Below are 19,531 nucleotides of genomic sequence, written 5' to 3' on the forward strand. Positions count from 1 at the left end.
GTGCTTTCCAGCGGCGCGGACTCGGGCGCTTCAGGCCCAGGCCGTCTCCGTCCCACCCACCAGCGTACCAATCTCACCGCCGCCCAGCACCGCGCGGCGGATGTTCCCGCGCACGGTCAGGTCGAAGACGATGATGGGCAGCTTGTTGTCCATGCACAGCGAGATGGCCGTGGAGTCCATCACGTTGAGGTTCTGCTTCAGCACGTCCATGTACGTCAGCGTCTTGTAGCGGCGCGCGGCGGGGTCCTTCTTCGGGTCCGCGTTGTAGATGCCATCCACCTTCGTCGCCTTCAGGATGACCTGCGCGTTGATTTCCATGGCGCGCAGGGAGGCGGCGGTGTCGGTGGTGAAGTACGGGTTGCCGGTGCCCGCGGCGAAGATGACGACGCGGCCCTTCTCCAGGTGGCGCACCGCGCGCCGGCGGATGTAGGGCTCGGCGATCTGCTCCATCTTGATGGCGGACAGCACGCGCGTGTGCACGCCCTTCTTCTCCAGCGCGTCCTGCATGGCCATGGAGTTGATGCAGGTGGCCAGCATCCCCATGTAGTCCGCGCTGGCGCGGTCCATGCCCTCGGTGGCGCCGGCCACGCCGCGGAAGATGTTGCCTCCGCCGATGACGAGGGCCACCTCCACGCCAGCCTGCGCCACTTCGATGACCTCTTCGGCGATACCGGCGAGCGTGGGCGGGTGGATGCCGTACTTTCCTTCGCCCATCAGGGCCTCGCCCGAGAGCTTGAGGAGGATGCGCTTGTAACGGAGGGGGCTCTTGGTGTCGGAGGACATGCGCGTCCGCTTCTATCCCCCGTCCCGCGCACGATCAACGCCCGAGTCGGGCCCCGGGCCCCACATCGTCCGCTGGCAATCGCCCGGGCCGGGGGGCGGCCCGCAAAGGCGAGGGCCGCGTCGCCCGGTCCCCCAGTCGGGGAGCCCCGTGCGCGCGGCCCTCTGTGCGCTACCGGCCTTCATGCCCCACCGTCCATGGCGGACGGGCGGGGAGGACTACTTCTGGCCGAGCTGCTTGGCGACCTCGGCGGCGAGGTCGTCCTTCTTCTTCTCGATGCCCTCGCCGACGACGAAGCGGGCGAAGCGGCGGATGGAGATCTTCTCGCCAATCTTCGCGGCGCGCTCGGTGACCATCTCACCGACCTTCTTCTTGTCGTCCTTCACCCAGGGCTGGTCCACGAGGCACACGCGCTCGTAGTACTTCTCCATCTTCCCGACGAGGATCTTGTCCAGCATCGCCTCGGGCTTGCCCTGCTGCTTCAGCAGCTCGCGCTCGATCTCCCGCTCCTTGTCGAGGTTCTCGGTGGGAACCTCCTCGCGGCGGACGAACAGGGGGGTGGCCGCGGCGATGTGCATGGCCACGTCCTTCACCAGGGCCTGGAAGTCCTCGTTGCGGGCGACGAAGTCCGTCTCGCAGTTGACCTCCACGAGCACGCCGATGCGGCCACCGTGCACGTAGGTGCCGATGATGCCCTCGGCCGCCACGCGGTCACCCTTGGCGCCGGCCTTGGCGATGCCCTTCTTGCGAAGCCACTCCTCGGCCTTCGCGAAGTCGCCGCCGCTCTCGGCGAGCGCCTTCTTGCAGTCCATCATGCCCGCGCCGGTCTTCTCGCGGAGCTCCTTCACCATCTGGGCGCTGACCTCGGCCATGTTCTTCTCCAGCCTCCGCCTCACCAGGGGCGCGGCGCGCCGGGCGGAGCATCAGGGTTGAAAAGGGATACTGCGGTACACGGGAAACAGGACGGCCGGGTCGCGGACTTCGCCACCCGGCCGACCAGAAGCTTGGGAGAGGAAGGGACGGCTACTCGGCCGCCGTCTCCTCGCCGCCGCCCTCGCCGCCGCCCTCGGCGGACGGCTCGGCGGCGACAGGGGCGCCCTTCATCTCCACGAGGGGACCACGGCGCTCGCCGCCGCGGTCACCACCCCGGTCACGGTCGCCACCCCGGCGGTCGCCGCGGTCGCCACGGCGCGGGCCCCGGCGGTCGTCACGGCGGTCACCGCGGTCGTCACGGCCCTCGCGCTCCTCCTGCTCGTCGCGCTCGGCGGCGCCAGAGGCGCGGTAGCGGGCGGCGCCCTCGAGGCAGGCCTCGGCGATCTTCGACGTGAAGAGCTTGATGGAGCGGATGGCGTCGTCGTTGCCCGGGATGACGAAGTCGATGCCGTCCGGGTCGCAGTTGGTGTCCACCAGGCCAATCACGGGGATGCCCAGGCGGCTGGCCTCGTGGATGGCGATGTGCTCCTTCTTCGGGTCGATGACGAAGACGCAGCGGGGCAGCTTCGACATCTCCTTCACGCCGCCCAGGTTCTTCTCGAGCTTCTCGCGCTCACGCTCCAGCGCCGCGACTTCCTTCTTGGGAAGGAGCTCGAAGGTGCCGTCCGCGGCCATCTTCTCCAGGGTCTTCAGGCGGTCGATGCCCTGCTTGATGGTCTTGAAGTTGGTCAGCGTGCCACCCAGCCAGCGGCTGGTGACGAAGAACTGACCGGCGCGCGTCGCCTCCTCGCGGATGACGTCCTGCGCCTGCTTCTTGGTGCCGACGAACAGCACCGAGCCACCGCGCGAGGTGACGTCCGCCACGAAGCGGAACGCCGCGCGGGCCATGTTGACCGTCTTCTGCAGGTCGATGATGTAGATGCCGTTGCGGGCGCCGAAGATGTAGGGCTTCATCTTCGGGTTCCAGCGCTTCGTCTGGTGGCCGAAGTGAACGCCGGCCTCCAGGAGCTGCCTCATCGTGATGCCACCGGCGGCGGCCATCGCCTGCTGCTGCGTCTGCGTATCCTGCGTCTCCATGTGATTCTCTCTCCGGTTGTTCCGCCACGCCCGCCAAGCTTCCAGTCGTGACGACCGCGGGAGAGTCCCCCTCCGAGGAGAGGCCCTCCACCCACGGAAGCACCGGCGACCGGCACGAGCGTGTGTGTAGTGGTTGCTGCTGACTGCCTGGGGTGAACGACTCCCCTACCCCATACCGAGGGCGGGGGGTCCTTAACAGAACCCCTCCGCGCGGCGCAAGCTTCACGGCACTGCCCGTCACACCCCGGACGGCCCGTGTCCGCCCGCCTGCCCCACATCCGTGCGGTTGGGGCCCGCTGGGAGCGCCCGGTCCCCGGAAAGACCACCGGCGCGACCGCCGCTCCCGGGTGGGGAGCGACGCCGCGCCGGCGTCCTGCCATGACGCTGTGGGTGGGCCCGCGTCCTAGACGCTGGCCTCCGCGGCGCCGTGGCACTTCTTGTACTTGCGGCCGCTGCCGCACGGGCAGGGGTCGTTGCGGCCGACCGGCGGCTTGTCGGCCTTGGCGGCCTGGGGCCGGGCCGTGGCGGCGACGGACGCCTCGTCCAGCTTGCCGTCCGTGGTGCCACGCCCCTCCACCGCCCGCTTCTGCTGCTGGGCGAGCTGGCGCTGGATGCGGGCGGCCTCCTCGGCCGCGTTGGAGGACGAGCGGGGCTGCACCTGCATCATCTGGGTGATGAACTGCGCCTTGATGGCGCCGAGCATCTGGATGAAGCCCTGGTAGCCCTCCTTCTTGTACTCCTGCTTCGGGTCCTTCTGGCCGTAGCCACGCAGGCCGATGCCCTGGCGCAGGTGGTCCATGGCCAGCAGGTGGTCCTTCCAGAGCCGGTCGATGGTGGCCAGGTAGTTGTACTGGAGGAAGCGCAGGAAGTTCTCGCCGAACTCCTCCTCGCGGGAGAGGAAGACCTTCTCGGCGGCCTTGTAGACGTGCTCCTGGAGTTCCTCGCGGCTGCCCACGCCCTCGAAGCCCATCTCCAGGTTGAAGGTCTCCTTCACGCCGTTCTGGAGCGCCTCCATGTCCCAGCCGTCCACGCCCTTGGTGGGCGCGTACGTGTCCGTGAGGGACACGATGACGTCCTCCATGGCGTCCAGCACCATCTCGCGGAAGTCCGCCCAGCTCACCATCTGCTCGGAGCGGCTCTTCACGCGCGTCTTGGGGTCCTCGGTGTACTCCACCAGGGGGATGCCCGCCCCGGCGGCGAGGACCTGGCGGCGCAGCTTGTAGATGGTGCGCCGCTGCTGGTTCATCACGTCGTCGTACTCGAGCAGGTTCTTGCGGATGTCGAAGTTGTGGCCCTCGACGCGCTTCTGGGCGCCCTCAATCGCACGCGACAGCCACACGTGCTCGATGACCTCGCCCTCCTGCATGCCCAGCCGCTCCATCAGGCCCTGGATGCGCTCGGACCCGAAGATGCGCATCAGGTCGTCCTCGAGCGACAGGAAGAAGCGGCTGGCGCCCGGGTCACCCTGGCGGCCGGCGCGGCCACGCAGCTGGTTGTCCACGCGGCGCGACTCGTGGCGCTCGGTGCCGATGATGAACAGACCTCCGGCCGTCATCACCTCCTCGCGCTCCTTCTTCGTCTGCTCCTCGAGCTTCGCCTTCGTCTCGGCGAGCTGCTTCTCCCAGTCCGCCAGGGCCTGCTCATAGCCCGTCAGGTCCAGCGGCTGCCCTTCCGGGGCCTCGGTGGGCGGCTCCGGCGGCGGGCCCATGGAGGCCTTGGCGAGCACCTCCGCGTTGCCGCCCAGGAGGATGTCCGTGCCGCGGCCGGCCATGTTGGTGGAGATGGTGACCGCGCCCTTGCGGCCCGCCTGCGCGACGATGTCCGCCTCGCGCGAGTGCTGCTTGGCGTTGAGGACGTTGTGGGGGATGCCGCGCTTCTTGAGGAAGGTGGACACCACCTCGCTCTTGGCGATGGACACCGTGCCCACGAGCACCGGCTGACCCGCCTTGTGCAGCTCTTCAATCTGCGCCGCCACCGCCTCGAACTTCTCGCGCTCCGTCTTGTACACCACGTCCTGCAGGTCCTTGCGGATGGCCGGACGGTTGGTGGGGATGACGCGGACGTCGAGGTTGTAGATCTTCGCGAACTCCTCCGCCTCGGTGTCGGCGGTGCCCGTCATGCCGGACAGCTTGGAGTACATGCGGAAGTAGTTCTGGAACGAGATGGTCGCCAGCGTCTGGTTCTCGTTCTCGATCTTCACGCCCTCCTTGGCCTCGATGGCCTGGTGGAGGCCGTCGGACCAGCGGCGGCCCGGCATCTGACGGCCGGTGAACTCGTCGACGATGACGACCTCGCCGTCCTTCACGACGTAGTCCTTGTCGCGCTTGTAGAGCGTGTGCGCGCGCAGGGCCTGGTCCACGTGGTGGAGCATCTCAATCTCCCCCGGCGCGTACAGGTTGGAGACGCCCAGCCGCTTCTGGAGCTTCTCGATGCCCTCGTCGGTGAGGGACACGGAGCGGTGCTTCTCGTCCAGGGTGTAGTCCTGGTCCGGCACCAGCCCGGGGATGACCTGGTCCACCCGGTAGTACTTGTCCGTGGTGTCCTCGGTGGGGCCCGAGATGATGAGCGGGGTGCGCGCCTCGTCGATGAGGATGGAGTCCACCTCGTCGACGATGGCGTAGTTCAGCTCGCGCTGGACGTAGTCCTGCAGGCGGAACTTCATGTTGTCGCGCAGGTAGTCGAAGCCGAACTCGTTGTTCTGGCCGTACGTGATGTCCGCGCGGTACGCCTCCTGCCGCTGCTTGTCCGTCAGCTCGTGCAGCACGCAGCCCGTCGTCATGCCCAGGAAGCGGTAGACGCGCCCCATCCACTCCGCGTCGCGGCGGGCGAGGTAGTCGTTCACCGTCACCACGTGCACGCCACGGCCGGACAGCGCGTTGAGGTACGTGGGCAGCGTCGCCGTCAGCGTCTTGCCTTCACCGGTGCGCATCTCCGCGATGCACCCCTCGTGGAGGAACATGCCGCCGATGAGCTGCACGTCGTAGTGGCGCTGGCCGATGACGCGGCGCGCCGCCTCGCGGGTGAGGGCGAAGGCCTCGAACAGCAGGTCGTCCAGCGACCGGCCGTTCTGCACTTCCTGCCGCATGCGGGCCGTCTCCCCGGCGAAGTCCTCGTCCTTGAGGGCCCGCATCCGGGTTTCCAGCTCGTTGACCCGCGCTACCTTCCCATGGGCCTTCTTGAGCTCGCGCTCATTCTTGGTCCCGATGAGTTTCTTCAGCGTCCATTCGATCATTCGGTCGGCTCTCTCGCCGGAGAATCCTCGAAGGACGGCGGCGAGTGAAGGGAAATCCCAGGAGGTGTAAGGGGGGAACGGTTGGAAACCACGTGCAACCGCCGAAACTTCCACTCGGCCGGTCACCCACCACGCAGCGGCTCAGAGTAAAGCGGAACCGAGCGCACGCAATGTCCCCTACGCGAAATCAACGCCGCAGGCCCGGCCGTCCTTCTCCGCCACGCACTTCCCGTCACCCTGAACGCCCGGGCCCGTCCAAGGGACGCTCCGGCCCTGGCGGCCGGCAGGCCCCTGGTTCCGGAGGCCGGCAGGCCCCTGGTCCCGGAGGCCGGCACGGCGCTGGCACGGGTGGCCGGCAGGGCCCTGGAGGCGGGGCTCCTGCACGGGCCGCGCCGCCCGCTCCCCGGGTCCCACCCCGGGCCCGCGTGCCACCCATGCCCGCACAGACGCTCGCCGCCCGGCCGGGGCACTGGCTGTGGACCTGCCGGGCCGGCTTCGAGCCCCACCTCTACGAGGAGCTGGAGTGGGCGGGCGCGAACCCCCGCCTGCTGGGCGAGGCGCTGGTGGAGAGCGAGGACGTTCCGTCTCCCCCGCCCGCCTTCGCCCGCGCCGGCTACCGCGTGGTGACCTCCCTCACGGGCAGGACGCCCGAGGAGACGGCGGAGGAGGCGGCCCGGGCGGTGATGGCCCTGCCCGGCCGTGGGCCCCGGGTGGTGCAGGCCTTCACCCCGGACACGCCGCGGGGAAACACGCTGACGGCGCCCGCGGAGGCGCTGGAGGCGGCGGTGCGCGCTCGCCTTCCCTCGGAGCGGCTGCTGGACGACGCGCAGCGGGCGCGCGAGGCGGGCGCCCTGCTCGTCGGCCTCTGCGTGGCGCCGGACGGGGTGACGGTGGTGGGGGCGGTGCCCGCGCGCGAGGCGCTGTCGCTGGCCGCGGGCGGACGGCGGCGCATGAAGCGCGCGGGCGAGTCCCCGTCCCGCGCGGCCATGAAGCTGGAGGAGGCGCTGGACGGGCTGGCCTTCGAGCCCGGCCGGGGCGACGTCTGCGTGGATCTGGGCGCGGCGCCGGGCGGGTGGACGCAGCGGCTGGTGGCGCGGGGGGCGCGAGTGATTGCCGTGGACCCGGCGAAGCTGATGCCCGAGCTGGCCGCCAACCGCCGCGTCCAGCACGTGCAGGAGAGCGCCTTCTCCTACGCGCCCGAGGAGCCCGTGGACTGGCTCTTCTGCGACATGGCATGGCGCCCGCTGGAGGTGGCGCAGCTGCTGGCGAAGTGGGGCCGCAAGGGCTGGGTGCGGCACCTGGTGGCCAACATCAAGCTGCCCATGAAGGACAAGAACCCCGTGCTGCTGCGCGTGCGCCACACGCTGCGAGAGGAGGGAGGCTGGGAGGGCCTCACCGTCCGGCAGCTCTACCATGACCGGGACGAGGTGACGGTGACGGCCCACCGGATGAAGTGAGCCCCTGCGCCAGGGCGGAAGGCGCGCTACACAAGGGGCGCCATGTCCTCCTACGTGCTCGATGAAGCCACCGCCACCGCCCTCGTCGCTTTGAATCCGTGGGTGCTCCAGCGCCACCGGGACGCGCCCGTGCAGGCCGCCGTGGAGGTGCTCCTCCAGGCCGAACAGGCCCGCCGCGGCCACCCCGACGCGAAGACGGGCGCGCTCCAGGTGCCCGCCCTCACCCAGGGCAGCCTCCTCAAGGAGGAGTACGATTTGTCCACGCACGCCCACCACGACGGCTGGCGCGTGGGCGCCGTCATCGCCGACGTGAAGGGGATGATTCACGTCAACGCGCGCTTCGGCTTCCCCACCGGCGACGCCGTGCTGCGCGCCACGGCCGAGTCCCTCGCCGCGCAGTACCCGGGCGCCAAGGTGCTGCGCCTGCACGCGGACTGTCTCGCCGCGCTGTTGGTGCCCACCTCCCAGCTCACCGTGCGCGAGGACCTGGACGTCCCCACCGCCGAGCGGCTCGCGAAGGACGTGCGCCGCGTGCTGCCCGAGGGCACGCCCGACGCGGACGTCCCCGCGTGGACGGTGAGCCTGCTGGAGCTGACGGTGGACGCGCCCTCGCACTGGCAGGTGCTGGGGCCGCTGGTGTGGGCCGAGCTGGAGCGCACCCACGTCATGGTGCGCACCGGGCGCGCGCGGGGACTGCAGCGCCGGCGCCTTCGCCTGGATGGGTTCGTTCCCGGGCCCGGCACGCTCTAAAGGGGTGCTCGGGCCCGCCTTCCCGCGCCCGCCACACCGGGAGGCCCTTCGGGGCCTGCTTCCGGGGCCGGGCGCGGGGCACTTCCGCGCCGTCCTCCTCGCCGTCCTACTCCTCGAGGATGAACTTGCGCGGGTTCTGCGGGATGCCGTTGACGCGGACCTCGTAGTGGAGGTGCGGGCCGGTGGAGCGGCCGGTGTTGCCCACCGCGGCGATGAGCGAGCCGCGCTTCACCTTGTCGCCCGCCTTCACCAGCATCTTCGCCAGGTGGCCGTAGCGCGTCTTGATGCCGTAGCCGTGGTCGATGACGAGCACGTTGCCGTACCCACCCTCGAGGCCGGCGAACACCACCGTGCCGTCCGACGGCGAGTAGACCTCCTTGCCGTGCGGCGCCGCGATGTCGATGCCCGCGTGCATGACGCGGTCGGCGGTGTACGGGTCCAGACGCGAGCCGAAATCGCTCGTCACCCAGCCGCGCGCGGGCCACACGGACGGCGTGGAGGCCAGCATCGACTTCTGGTCCTGGAAGTACGCCTGCAGCTCCTGGAGGCTCTGCTCCTGACGGGTGGCCTCCGCGCTCAGCCGGTCCAACCGGCCCAGGAGCGCCTTGGGCGTCTCCGTCGTGGTCAGCTGGGTGAACTGGGTGTCCGTCGTCGGCGCCGTGGTGCCCGCCTCGGGCTGCGTGGGGCCCATGGCCAGGTTGCGCTGCGGGTCCGACAGGAGGGTAATCGCGCGCAGCTTCTGGTCGAACCGCTCCACGCGGTCCAGCGTGCTGCCGATGTGCTCGATGCGCTCGCGCACCGACTTGAGCTGCGAGCGGAGCGTCAGGTTCTCCTCGCGGAGGATGCGGTTCTCCGACGCGTCCGCGGCCACCTGGAAGTAGTGGATGCTCGCGCCCGCCGCCAGTCCCACCACCAACATCAGCCCCATCCCCACCTGCACGAGGAAGGACCGCTGGATGGTGTACCGCTTCACCGGCGCGTCATGGTCCGGGATCACCATCAGTGTGAAGGACTTTTTCGCCACGGGACCGCTCCCCTGCTCTTGCGTGGGACTTCTGGCGCCAGAAGCTAAGTCGCTTGCTTCCGCGCAACACCTCCCCCCGCCACTCCCCACCCCGGCTCCGTCTCCCAGCGGCATTTCGCCAGCGTTGGAAACGTTGGGGCAGCTACCATTCGCATTCCAAGAGTGTCAAGGTCAACAGACCCGCAGGGAAGGCTATTGGCCACGTCCCGTGAGGGCTGCCGACCTCAGGCTTCGACGCGCACCACGATGACGGTGATGTTGTCGTCCCCGCCCCGCTCGTTGGCGAGGTCGATGAGCCGCTTGGGAACTTCCTCGAACGCCCGCGTCTTCGTCACCGCCTCGTGGATTTCACGGTCCTCGAGCATGTTCGCGAGGCCGTCCGAGCACAGGAGGAAGACGTCGCCGGGCTCCGACACCAGCCCCATGACGTCCACCTGCACCTCCTCCTCGAAGCCGACGGAGCGGGTGATGATGTTCTTGTAGCGGGAGTGCTTGGCCTCCTCGGGGGTGATCATCCCGGCCTTGATCTGCTCGTTGACCAGGGAGTGGTCCTCGGAGATCTGCTGGATGAGGTCACCGCGGATGAGGTAGGCGCGACTGTCGCCCACGTGGGCGAAGAAGGCGTGCTCGTCCCGCACCACCAGGGAGATGACGGTGGTGCCCATGCCGGACAGCCGCGCGTCTTCCTGGGCGGCCGTGAAGATGGCGAGGCACGCCTTCTCCACGGCGGTGCGCAAGGACTCGGGAATGGGCGAGTCCTGGAGGTTCGGCACCGAGAGGAAGGGGTTGTCCTTCCCTTCCCGGGCGCGCCGCATCTCCTTGTCGATGGTTTCCACGGCGATGCGGGAGGCGGTGCCGCCCCCCGCGTGGCCGCCCATGCCGTCCGCTACGACATAGAGCTGCAGCTCATCATCAATAAGGAAGCTGTCCTCATTGTGATTGCGCTTGCGCCCGACGTCCGTCAGGCCGGCGGAGACGATTTTATGGCGGGAGGCCGCGGTCTGCCCTGCGGTGCTGGACACACCCCGGATGCTATGTGAGTGCCAGGGATGGGGCAAGGACACGGATGCTCCCGGTGTTCATCACGCAGTGCGTCGGAGGCGACCCCGGGGGGTCCCCTCCGGGCCGGTCTCCCGGCGGGCCCGGGGTCCAGGCGTCCCGGCGGCCCGGTGGGCCGAGCGCACCAGGGCCTCGGCGGCCCCCAGCGCCTCGCGCGTCACCTCGACGCCGGACATCATCCGCGCCAGCTCACGCGTGCGCTCCGTCCCGGCCTCCAGGACCACCACCTCGGACACGGTGCGCTCGCCCTTGACGCTCTTGCGGATGAGCAGGTGGGCGTCCGCGTAGGCCGCCACCTGCGGCAGGTGGGTGATGCAGAGCACCTGACGGTGGCTGCTCACCTCCCGAATCATCCGCCCCACCACGTCCGCGATGGCGCCGCTGACGCCCGCGTCCGCCTCGTCCAGGATGTAGCAGCCGCAGCCGTCGCTATCCGCCAGGGCCCGCTTGAGGGCCAGGAGCAGGCGGCTCGCCTCACCACCGGAGGCCACCTTGGCCAGGGGGCGCGCCGGCTCGCCGGGGTTGGCGCTGAAGAAGAACTCCACCTCGTCCGCGCCGTCCGGCCGCAGCGTCTCGCCCGGCGTCACCCGCACCTCGAAGGCGGCCTTGCCCATGGCCAGCCCGCCCAGGCCCTCGCGCACCTGCGCGGCGAACTCCACCGCGCTCTCCGAGCGCTTGCGCGACAGCACGGCGGCGGCCTTGCGGGCACGCTCCTCCACCCGGCGGCGCTCCGCGGCCAGCTCCTCCAGCACCTCCTTGCGGTTCTCCAGCGTGCCGAGCTCGGTCTCGATTTCGCCGCGCTTCTTCAGCAGCCCGTCCAGGTGCGTGCCGTGCTTGCGGCACAGGCGCTTGAGCGCGTCCAGCCGCTCCTCCACGTCCGCCAGCCGCGAGGGGTCCGACTCCAGCCCCTCCACGTACCGGTTGAGCTTGCGCTGCGCCTCCTCCAGCTCGGACAGGGCCGTGCTCAGCGCCTGCGCCACCGGCGCCAGCGTGGCGTCCGTCTTCACGGCGTCATGCACCAGCCCCAGCGCGCGGCTCACCGTCTCCACGGCGGACTGCTCCTCGCCGGACACCAGCAGCTCCGCCTCGGAGGCGTGGCGCTTGAGCTTCTCGGCGCTGCCCAGCCGCTTGCGCTCCGCGTCCAGCCGCGAGTCCTCGCCGGGCTCCGGGTCCAGCTTGGAGATTTCGTCCAGCTGGAAGCGCAGGAACTCGGCGCGCTCGCGCACCTTCGCCTCGTCGCCCCCGAGCGCGTCCATGCGCGCGTCCACCTCGCGCAGCGCCTGGTACTCACCGAAGTAGTTCGCCAGCACCTCGTCCAGGGCGCCGTACCGGTCCAGCAGGACGCGGTGCAGCCCCGAGTCGAAGAGGCTGACGTGCTCGTGCTGGCCGGCGATGTCCACCGCGCCCCGCGTGAGCTTCGACAGCACGCCCACCGTCACGAGGGCGCCATTGACGTACACCTTGCCCCGACCGGTGCGGCCGAGCACCCGGCGCACCAGTACCTCCTCCCCGAGGTCCGGCAGCCCCAATTCCTCCAGGCGCGTACCCAATGCCGGCGTGCGCGCGAAGACCCCCTCGACGGAGGCCTCCTCGCAGCCGGCGCGGATGACGTCCGCATCGGCCCGCCCGCCGAGCAGCAGGCCCAGTGCATCCACGAGGATGGACTTGCCCGCACCTGTTTCACCTGTGAGGACGGTGAGGCCGGCTCCGAACGCCACCTCCACCTCCTCGATCACCGCCACGTTCGAGATCCGAAGACCCAGCAGCACGCGCGCCCTCCGTGGTCCGTACGACGGCCCTGGTGACTGAACACCCTAGCAGGTCCCCCTGACACTGCACAGGCGTTCGGGTCGAGCGCACGTCTGCCGTGCGGGTGGGAGAGGGGCTCCGTGTGAGCCCCAACCACGCAACCCCTCAGATTTCGGTGAACAGCTCCTGGATGTCCTGCTCGGTGAGCGTCCGGCCCATCTCGTCGCCGTCCGTGCCGAGGACTCCGGCGGCCAAATCCCGCTTGCGGCGCTGGAGGGAGAGGATCTTCTCCTCCACGGTGCCGCGGGTAATCAGCTTGTAGCTGATGACGGCGCGCGTCTGACCGATGCGGTGGGTACGGTCCGTGGCCTGGTCCTCCACGGCGGGGTTCCACCACGGGTCGAAGTGGATGACGTAGTCCGCCGCGGTGAGGTTGAGGCCGGTGCCGCCCGCCTTCAAGGAGATGAAGAACAGCGGCGGCCCGTCGGGCTGGTTGTACTCGTCCACCTTGCCCATGCGGTCCTTCGTCCGGCCGTCCAGGTAGAGGTAGCGCAGGCCCTTCTTGTCCGCCTCCGTCTTGAGCAGCTCCAACATCTCCGTGAACTGGCTGAAGACGAGCGCGCGGTGCCCTTCGGCCACCAGGTCCTCCACCAGCTCGAGGAAGCGCTCCACCTTGGCGCTGGAGGGCAGCAGCGTGCCGGGCGGCATCTTGAGCAGGCGCGGGTCGCAGCACACCTGACGCAGGCGCATCAGCGCGGCGAGGATGGACACGCGGCTGCGCTTGAAGCCCACCTTCTCGATGGACTCGCTCACCTTGCGGCGGCTCTCCTCCAGCACCTCGCGGTAGAGGGCGGCCTGGCCGGGCTCCATCTCGCACCAGGCGATGCTCTCCGTCTTGGGCGGCAGGTCCTTGGCCACCTCCGTCTTCAGACGGCGGAGGATGAAGGGCTGGATGCGGCGGCGCAGCCGGTCCTTCACGGTGGGGTCGTTGGCCACCTGGATGGGCTGCTCGTAGCGGTCCCCGAAGCCGTCCGCGCTGCCGAGGAAGCCCGGCATGAGGAAGTCGAAGATGCTCCACAGCTCCGACAGGCGGTTCTCCAGCGGCGTACCGGTGAGCGCCAGGCGCGTCTCGCTGGGCAGTGACTTGCACGCCTGCGCGGTGGCGCTGTCCGCGTTCTTGATGTTCTGCGCCTCGTCCAGGATGACGTAGCGGAAGCCCACCTGGGAGAGCTGGTCCAAATCCCGACGCACGAGGGCGTACGAGGTGAGCACCAGGTCCATCCCCTTCAGGTCCTCCGCGCGCTCCTTGCGGTCCTGGCCGTGCCACACCATGACCTTGAGGCCCGGCGTGAAGCGCTCGGCCTCGCGCTCCCAGTTGGCGAGCACGCTGGTGGGGGCCACCACGAGCGACGGCTTGCGCCCCTCGTCGTTGGCCACCTTCTGCATGAGGCTCAGCGACTGCACCGTCTTTCCGAGACCCATGTCGTCCGCGAGGATGCCGGACAGGCCGTGGCGGCGCAGGAACCAGAGCCAGGACAGGCCCGCCTCCTGGTAGTGGCGCAGCGTGGCGTTGAGCCCCTCGGGCACGGCCACCTTCGGCACGCCGGCCGTCTCGCGCAGCTCCAGCATGGCCTGGCGCGCCTTGGCCTCCACCTCGGTGAACTCGCCCAGGTCGGCGAGCAGGTCCAGGGCAACGGCCTGGTGCAGCGGCAGGCGCGTGCGCGTGCGGCCCGGCATGGCGCCGGCCTCCTCCAACAGGTCCGCCACGCGCTTGATCTCCGCGGGGTCGGCCTCGGCGAAGGTGCCGTCCTTCAGCGGGACGAAGCGGCGGCCGGAGTCCAGCCACATGCGCACGGCGCCCAGGTCCACGGCCTGGTCGTCGGTGACGAACTCCGCGTCCAGGTCGAACCACTGCACGCCGCTCATGCCCACGCGGATGCGCGGCTTGAGCTTGGGACGCAGGCGCACCTTGGGGGCCTGCACGCCGAAGCGCTCCCACTCCGCGGGGAGCGAGGCGAGCCCGCGGGCCCAGAACTCCAGCGCGACGTCACCGGTGGCGTCGAACACGGAGCTCTGCGGCTCGAACTTCAGGCCCAGCTCCAGGAGGAGCTTGCCGGCGGCGCGCTCCACGTCCTCGCGGCGGCGGTACAGCTTGCGGCTGTCCGCGCCCACGCCGCTGGCGTAGCCCAGGTGCGTGGCCGTGGGGGACACCGGCACGGTGGTCTGCCCGTAGCGGGCGGCCAGCTGCACCTTCACCTTCTCCGGGTTGCCCTCCAGGGTCAGCATGAAGCGCGGCTCCACCGACTCGTCCACGTCGATGTCGTCCGCCTTCAGCGCCATGCGGAAGCGCGGCAGGTGCGCGGCGAAGAACGTCAGCACCCGGTCCAGCTGCCCGGCCGGGAAGGACATGCTCGGCTCCAGCAGCCACTTGCGCAGCAGCCGGGGCGGGAAGTCGGGCTCCACCGCGTGCAGGTTCTGTCCCTGGATGACCCAGGTCTTCTTCCCCGACAGGAGGATGACGTCCTTCAGCGAGTAGCTGGCGCCGTCCGGGAAGAGCAGCTCGATGCGCGCGGTGGCGCCGTCCGGACGCGACTCCAGACGGATCTGCGGGCGCACGGGCACTTCCGTGTTGATGAGCGCCGTGCCGCGGTAGATGACGCGGCGGGTGCGCAACTGCTCCAGCGCCTCGCTCAGGTCCTCGTCGGAGAGGACGATGCGCGAGTCATACCGGTGCTCGTGGCGCGAGAGCATCATGAAGACGCGCTCGTCCGCGGGGGCGATGCGGCCGCCCGTCTGGAGCAGGCGCTTGACGTGGATGGGGCCCTTGGTCTGCGCGTCCTGCCGGCGCACGTCCACCACCCAGTGCCGGCCTCCGTTGCCGGTGCTGGAGGGCGTCAGGCGGTAGAAGAACTCGTAGTCCGGCTGAGAGGACAGACCCAGCCAGCTCTCCACCTTGGCGAGCGCTGGCAGGTTCACCGGGTCGATGCCCGGCGTCATCGGCTCCACCGGGACCTCGTCGTCGACCACCTCGTTGGTGGGCTCGGGCTCGGGCTCGGGGGGCTTGGGGACGACGGGACGCTGCGCGGGGGGCCCGGGAGGCCGGAAGCGCGCGGCGTAGATGAGGGCGGCGGCCACCACGTGCTTGCAGTGGGGACCGTACACGTTCCACGACTGGCAGGTGCAGGTGGACGTGGCCTTTCCGTCTCCCAGTTGCAGGGCGACCTGGTAGCGCTCGCCGGTCGAACCGGCGACCTGGGCGGTGATGCGGTCGCCCTCGCGCTGAAGACCGAAGACGCGGCGCGTTTCGGCCACCTCCCGGCCCTTCTTGAAGGTGGTGGGTTGAACTTCGGCCTTCAGGGCCCGGAGCCACACGGTGTCCTGAGGAGGGAGGGCGTCTCGAATGTCGGCGGTGGATTGCACGGCTGGCAAGGCCCCAGGCTCCAATGGCCGCGGGGAACCCGTTGAACTACCACAGCGACGGGGCTCCCGCTCGCGGGAAAAATCGATGCGTCCGCCAGCGGAACCCACCCGCCGGCATCTTGGCTGTGAGAGCATCAACCCCCGTCATGTCCCGGATTGTCCGCCCACGCGTCTTCGTGACCCGCCAGCTTCCTGGAGAGGCCCTCGGCCGACTAGGCGGCGAGGTGGACCTGCGCGTCTGGGAAGGAGAGCTGCCCCCGTCTCGGAACGAGCTGCTGGCCGAGGCGGCGCACGCCGAGGGCCTTGTCACCCTGCTGACAGACCGGGTGGACGCCGAGCTGCTCGCCCGGGCGCCGGGCCTGCGGGCGGTAAGCAACGTGGCGGTGGGGTACGACAACATCGATGTGCGGGCATGTACCGACCGGCGGATTCCGGTGGGCAACACCCCCGGGGTGCTGACGGAGACCACCGCGGACTTCGCCTTCGCCCTGCTGATGGGGCTGTCCCGGCGGGTGGCGGAGGCGGACGCCTTCGTGCGCGCGGGGAAGTGGCGCACGTGGAGCCCCACCCTGCTGCTGGGCACGGACATCCACGGGGCCACGCTGGGCATCGTCGGCCTGGGCGCCATCGGCGCGGCGGTGGCCCGGCGGGCGCGGGGCTTCGGAATGCGCGTGCTGTATGTCAGCCGCCAGCCCCGGAAGGACCTGGAGGCGGAGCTGGGCGCGCGGCGCGTGGACAAGCGCACGCTGCTGGCGGAATCGGACGTGGTGAGCCTGCACGTCCCGCTGTCGGCGGAGACGCGGCACTGGCTGGGGCGCGCGGAGCTGGCGGCGATGAAGCCCGGGGCGCTGCTGGTCAACACGGCGCGGGGCGGCGTGGTGGACCAGGACGCCTTGATTGAAGCGCTGCGCGAGGGACGGCTGGGCGGGGCGGCGCTGGACGTGATGGACCCGGAGCCGTTGCCGGCGGACAGCCCGCTGATGACGCTGCCGAACGTCTTGCTGGCGCCGCACATCGCGAGCGCCTCGCACGCCACGCGGGGCCGCATGGCCTCCATGGCCGTGGACAACCTGCTGGCCGCGCTGGAGGGACGGCGGCCTCCCCACTGCGTCAACCCGGAGCTCTTCCCATGAACACGCCCGTCATCATGAGCATCCCCGACACCACCCTCGTCGACGATGTCACGGCCCGCCTTCGCGACGTGCCGGACTTCCCCAAGCCGGGCATCATCTTCAAGGACATCACCCCCGTGCTGGCCGACCCGCGCCTGTTCGGCCGCGTCATCACCGCCATGTCCGCCCCCTTCCGGGGCCAGCACATCACCAAGGTGGTGGGCATCGAGGCCCGGGGCTTCCTGCTGGGCGCCCCCATCGCCCTCGCGCTCCACGCAGGCTTCGTCCCGGCGCGCAAGCCGGGCAAGCTGCCCTACCGCTCCGTCGTGGAGCGCTACTCGCTGGAGTACGGCGCGGACGGCCTGGAGCTGCACGAGGACGCCCTCCAGCAGGGCGAGCGCGTGCTCATCGTCGACGACGTGCTCGCGACGGGCGGCACCGCCGAGGCCAGCTCGCGGCTCGTGAAGAAGCTGGGCGGAGACCTGGTGGGCTACAGCTTCCTCATCAACCTGGACTTCCTCGGGGGCGCGAAGCGGCTCGGCCCTGACAAGGTGACGTCGCTCTTGACGTTCTGAGGCTCAGCGCCCCTGCTGGGAGGTCTTGAGGAAGTCCGTGTTGACGTCGCGCACGGTGGCGTCGTCGAGGCCGAAGCGCTCGACGGCGTCCTCGCCGAAAATCGAGGTGAGCGTATCGGCCAGCTCCTGGAGCCGGACGTTCACCTCCTCGGCGTCGGGGTCGGACCAGTCCGTGGAGGAGACCAGGCCCGCGATGCCCGCCGCGTTGAGCCGGAGCTGCTCCTCGGGGGAGAGGTCCTGGAAGAGCGCGACGAAGTCGAGCGCCTCCTGGCCTTCGAGGCCGAAGAGCGCCGCGGCCTGGTAGCCCTGCCAGACGGCAATCTCCGCGTCGCGGTCGTCACCGTCGAAGATGCGGTCCGCGCGGGTGAGTTCGTCGAGGAACTGCTCTTCCGACAGGCCCATGGTCCCCAGCAGCCGCGCGAGCTCCACGTTGTCCACCAGCAGCTCGCGGGTCGACTCCGGGCCCACTCCCGCAGCCTCCAGCAGCTCCAGGCGCTGCTCGCGAAGCTCCTCGCGGGCATCCTCGCCGCTGATGATGTCGTCGATGAGGCCACCGACCTCGTTGATGACGCCCCCGAGAATCTGGAGCACCTGGCCGACGGGAGTGAACCAGAGCACGTCGCCGAGCACGCTCACGGCCGAGCCGACGGCCGCGATGACCTCACCCGCGTTCGCGCCATCCGTGAGGGCCTCGATGTCCTGCCGGAGCTGGTTGATGTCCACCGCCGCGTCGATGAACGGCGCGAGCTTGCTCGCGAACTCGCCGACGGTCTTCGCCAGGTCGGTGCGGCCGAACAGCTCCAGGATTCCGGAGGCCTGCTCCAGGCCGCCCTGGGCCGCGGACAGGAAGCCCTCCAGCCTCTCGTCGAGGCCTTCACCATGGATGCCCTGGAAGATGCCCTGGGCGACGCCCGCGAGCTGGAGCGCCTGCGCGAACTTCGAGGTGCCCTCGGGGATGAGCTCCTCGGCGGCCGCGTAGTCGCCCGCGGCGAGCGCGCCCACCTGGGTCGCGAGGTCCTGCAGGTCCTGGGCGAGCCCCCGGAGCGTCTTGCCCGTCTCGAACCCGGTCAGCAGCGCCTGGAAGGCCTGTGCGGCGGCGACCGGGTCGTTCGGGTACTGGCTGTAGATTTCGGACTGGGCGCGCGGCACGGCCTCGCCGAGCACCTCGTTGCCGATGCGCTCCTCCAGGTCCTCACCGAAGACGTTGGTGAGTGACTCGGCCAGCTCGGGGGAGTTGTTCACCCGCTCGGCGTACGCGATGGCCTCGTCCGCGTGGGTGTCGGACGTGGCGAGCGACTCGTACGCGTTCTGGAGCGCGAGGGCCGCCTGCTGCTGCGCCTGGGGATGGCCGCTCGCGGCGACCTCTTCCAGGTGGGGGCCGTACTCGTTGAGCGCCGCGCTCAGGTCGTCTCCGGCCTCATTGACGGCGTCGACCAGCTCGGCGTTGTCCTCCTGCGCCCAGTAGGCCTCGATATAGGCCTGCCGCTCCGCCTCGCTCATCACGGGGCCGAAGGCGGCCAGGTCCGCGGCGAGGCGCTGGTCGGCGGCGGCCTTCGCCTCGACGGCCTCGTCGTACGCCTCCTGCGCCTCGGTGACCTCGGCGGCTCCGGGGACGACGATGGGCAGCCCCTGCCCTCCGATGCCCTGCACCGCGTTGAAGGAGACGGTCCCCGGCAGGCCATTGACCTTGCCACCCATGAGCAACTGCTTCAGGCGCAGCCCCGCGAGGTCCTCCCCACCGGACAGCTCGCCCGCGGCGATCCGCTTCCCCACGGTGCGGTCCGACAGGGAGAGCGTGTCCTTCGCCTTCTCGGACACGATGCCCTGAGCCACCCGACCCACGTTGATGTCAAGGCGTCCTCCCAAGGCGAGGAGCTTCTCCGCCTTCTCGGGGACGATGCCCTCGGGCGCCCTGCCCGAACGAACGTCCGCGCGCTCCGCCGGGGCAAGGAGCTTCTGCGCCTTCTCGGGCACGATGCCCTGGGCGACCCGGAACGAAGCGCCTCCGGGCGTGAGCGCCACGGGCGCCGCTCCGGAGTCGAGCACCAACCGCTTCGGTGCCGAAGCGCTGAACCCGCTGTTCGCGCTGTAGCCGCGCGAGACCGCCTGGGACGCGGTCGCGAGGTTGCGAGCCGTGCTCGGGTTCTGCGGCACGGCGGCCTTGGGAGCGCTGGCGGGCTTGGGGGAAGTCGCGGCCTTGAGGCCCGCGGCGGCCTTGGTGGCGGGAAGAGAGGAGGGGCGGGAGAGAAGGCGGCTCGTCATGGCATCACACCGGGCGAGGAGGGGGGCGCACGGTGACTACGCCGGTGGGCGATTCGCGGTTACACCGCCCCCATTTTCCCACGTTTGCGTAACGCTGAAC

At 70.2% G+C, this 19,531-nt stretch carries 13 protein-coding genes; 4 read left to right on the forward strand and 9 right to left on the reverse strand.

Annotated features, from left to right (window positions below):
- Positions 1–30 precede the first annotated feature (30 nt).
- The 4 genes from pyrH to secA all read right to left on the reverse strand — a co-directional run bounded on the left by pyrH (position 31) and on the right by secA (position 6,023).
- Positions 31–783 (reverse strand): UMP kinase, encoded by a 753-nt coding sequence (gene pyrH, locus HG543_RS02485; RefSeq protein WP_169343017.1) that lies wholly within the window; start codon positions 781–783, stop codon positions 31–33.
- Positions 784–999: 216 nt separating this feature from the next.
- The gene (gene tsf / locus HG543_RS02490; RefSeq protein ID WP_169343018.1) at positions 1,000–1,653 is read right to left on the reverse strand and encodes a translation elongation factor Ts; all 654 of its coding nucleotides are present in this window, start codon (positions 1,651–1,653) and stop codon (positions 1,000–1,002) included.
- 151 nt (positions 1,654–1,804) lie between these two features.
- Positions 1,805–2,791, reverse strand: coding sequence for a 30S ribosomal protein S2 (gene rpsB / locus HG543_RS02495; RefSeq protein ID WP_169343019.1), 987 nt, complete (start codon positions 2,789–2,791; stop codon positions 1,805–1,807).
- A gap of 403 nt (positions 2,792–3,194) precedes the next feature.
- On the reverse strand, positions 3,195–6,023 hold the full coding sequence (gene secA / locus HG543_RS02500) for a preprotein translocase subunit SecA (RefSeq protein ID WP_169343020.1): 2,829 nt from the start codon (positions 6,021–6,023) through the stop codon (positions 3,195–3,197).
- A gap of 434 nt (positions 6,024–6,457) precedes the next feature.
- On the opposite strand from secA, the gene rlmM reads away from it, so the two are divergent.
- Positions 6,458–7,480, forward strand: coding sequence for a 23S rRNA (cytidine(2498)-2'-O)-methyltransferase RlmM (gene rlmM / locus HG543_RS02505; protein ID WP_169343021.1), 1,023 nt, complete (start codon positions 6,458–6,460; stop codon positions 7,478–7,480).
- A 42-nt stretch (positions 7,481–7,522) separates the two neighbouring features.
- On the forward strand, positions 7,523–8,230 hold the full coding sequence (locus HG543_RS02510) for a nucleotidyl cyclase domain-containing protein (protein ID WP_169343022.1): 708 nt from the start codon (positions 7,523–7,525) through the stop codon (positions 8,228–8,230).
- Positions 8,231–8,336: 106 nt separating this feature from the next.
- On the opposite strand, the gene HG543_RS02515 is transcribed toward HG543_RS02510, so the two are convergent.
- The 4 genes from HG543_RS02515 to HG543_RS02530 form a co-directional block, all read right to left on the reverse strand.
- Complete coding sequence (locus HG543_RS02515; RefSeq protein ID WP_169343023.1) at positions 8,337–9,254, reverse strand: peptidoglycan DD-metalloendopeptidase family protein; 918 nt, start codon at positions 9,252–9,254, stop codon at positions 8,337–8,339.
- Between the two features lie 224 nt (positions 9,255–9,478).
- Positions 9,479–10,276: a Stp1/IreP family PP2C-type Ser/Thr phosphatase gene (locus HG543_RS02520; RefSeq protein WP_169343024.1), complete on the reverse strand. Its 798-nt coding sequence runs from the start codon at positions 10,274–10,276 to the stop codon at positions 9,479–9,481.
- A gap of 60 nt (positions 10,277–10,336) precedes the next feature.
- On the reverse strand, positions 10,337–12,082 hold the full coding sequence (recN, locus tag HG543_RS02525; protein WP_169343025.1) for a DNA repair protein RecN: 1,746 nt from the start codon (positions 12,080–12,082) through the stop codon (positions 10,337–10,339).
- A 145-nt stretch (positions 12,083–12,227) separates the two neighbouring features.
- Positions 12,228–15,491: a DEAD/DEAH box helicase gene (locus HG543_RS02530; protein ID WP_211193680.1), complete on the reverse strand. Its 3,264-nt coding sequence runs from the start codon at positions 15,489–15,491 to the stop codon at positions 12,228–12,230.
- 137 nt (positions 15,492–15,628) lie between these two features.
- Between HG543_RS02530 and HG543_RS02535 the strand changes: the two genes are divergently transcribed.
- Both HG543_RS02535 and HG543_RS02540 read left to right on the forward strand, forming a co-directional pair.
- On the forward strand, positions 15,629–16,615 hold the full coding sequence (locus HG543_RS02535) for a 2-hydroxyacid dehydrogenase (RefSeq protein WP_169343026.1): 987 nt from the start codon (positions 15,629–15,631) through the stop codon (positions 16,613–16,615).
- Entirely contained in the window at positions 16,612–17,169 is a 558-nt protein-coding gene (locus HG543_RS02540) for an adenine phosphoribosyltransferase (RefSeq protein ID WP_171817948.1), read from the forward strand. The genes HG543_RS02535 and HG543_RS02540 overlap by 4 nt, the downstream gene beginning before the upstream one ends.
- Positions 17,170–17,172: 3 nt before the next feature.
- Here the strand turns inward: HG543_RS02540 and HG543_RS02545 are convergent, their stop codons facing one another.
- Positions 17,173–19,431: a hypothetical protein gene (locus HG543_RS02545; RefSeq protein ID WP_169343027.1), complete on the reverse strand. Its 2,259-nt coding sequence runs from the start codon at positions 19,429–19,431 to the stop codon at positions 17,173–17,175.
- Between the last annotated feature and the right edge of the window lie 100 nt (positions 19,432–19,531).

Origin of the sequence: Pyxidicoccus fallax (genome assembly GCF_012933655.1) — a bacterium.
GTDB classification, from domain to species: domain Bacteria; phylum Myxococcota; class Myxococcia; order Myxococcales; family Myxococcaceae; genus Myxococcus; species Myxococcus fallax.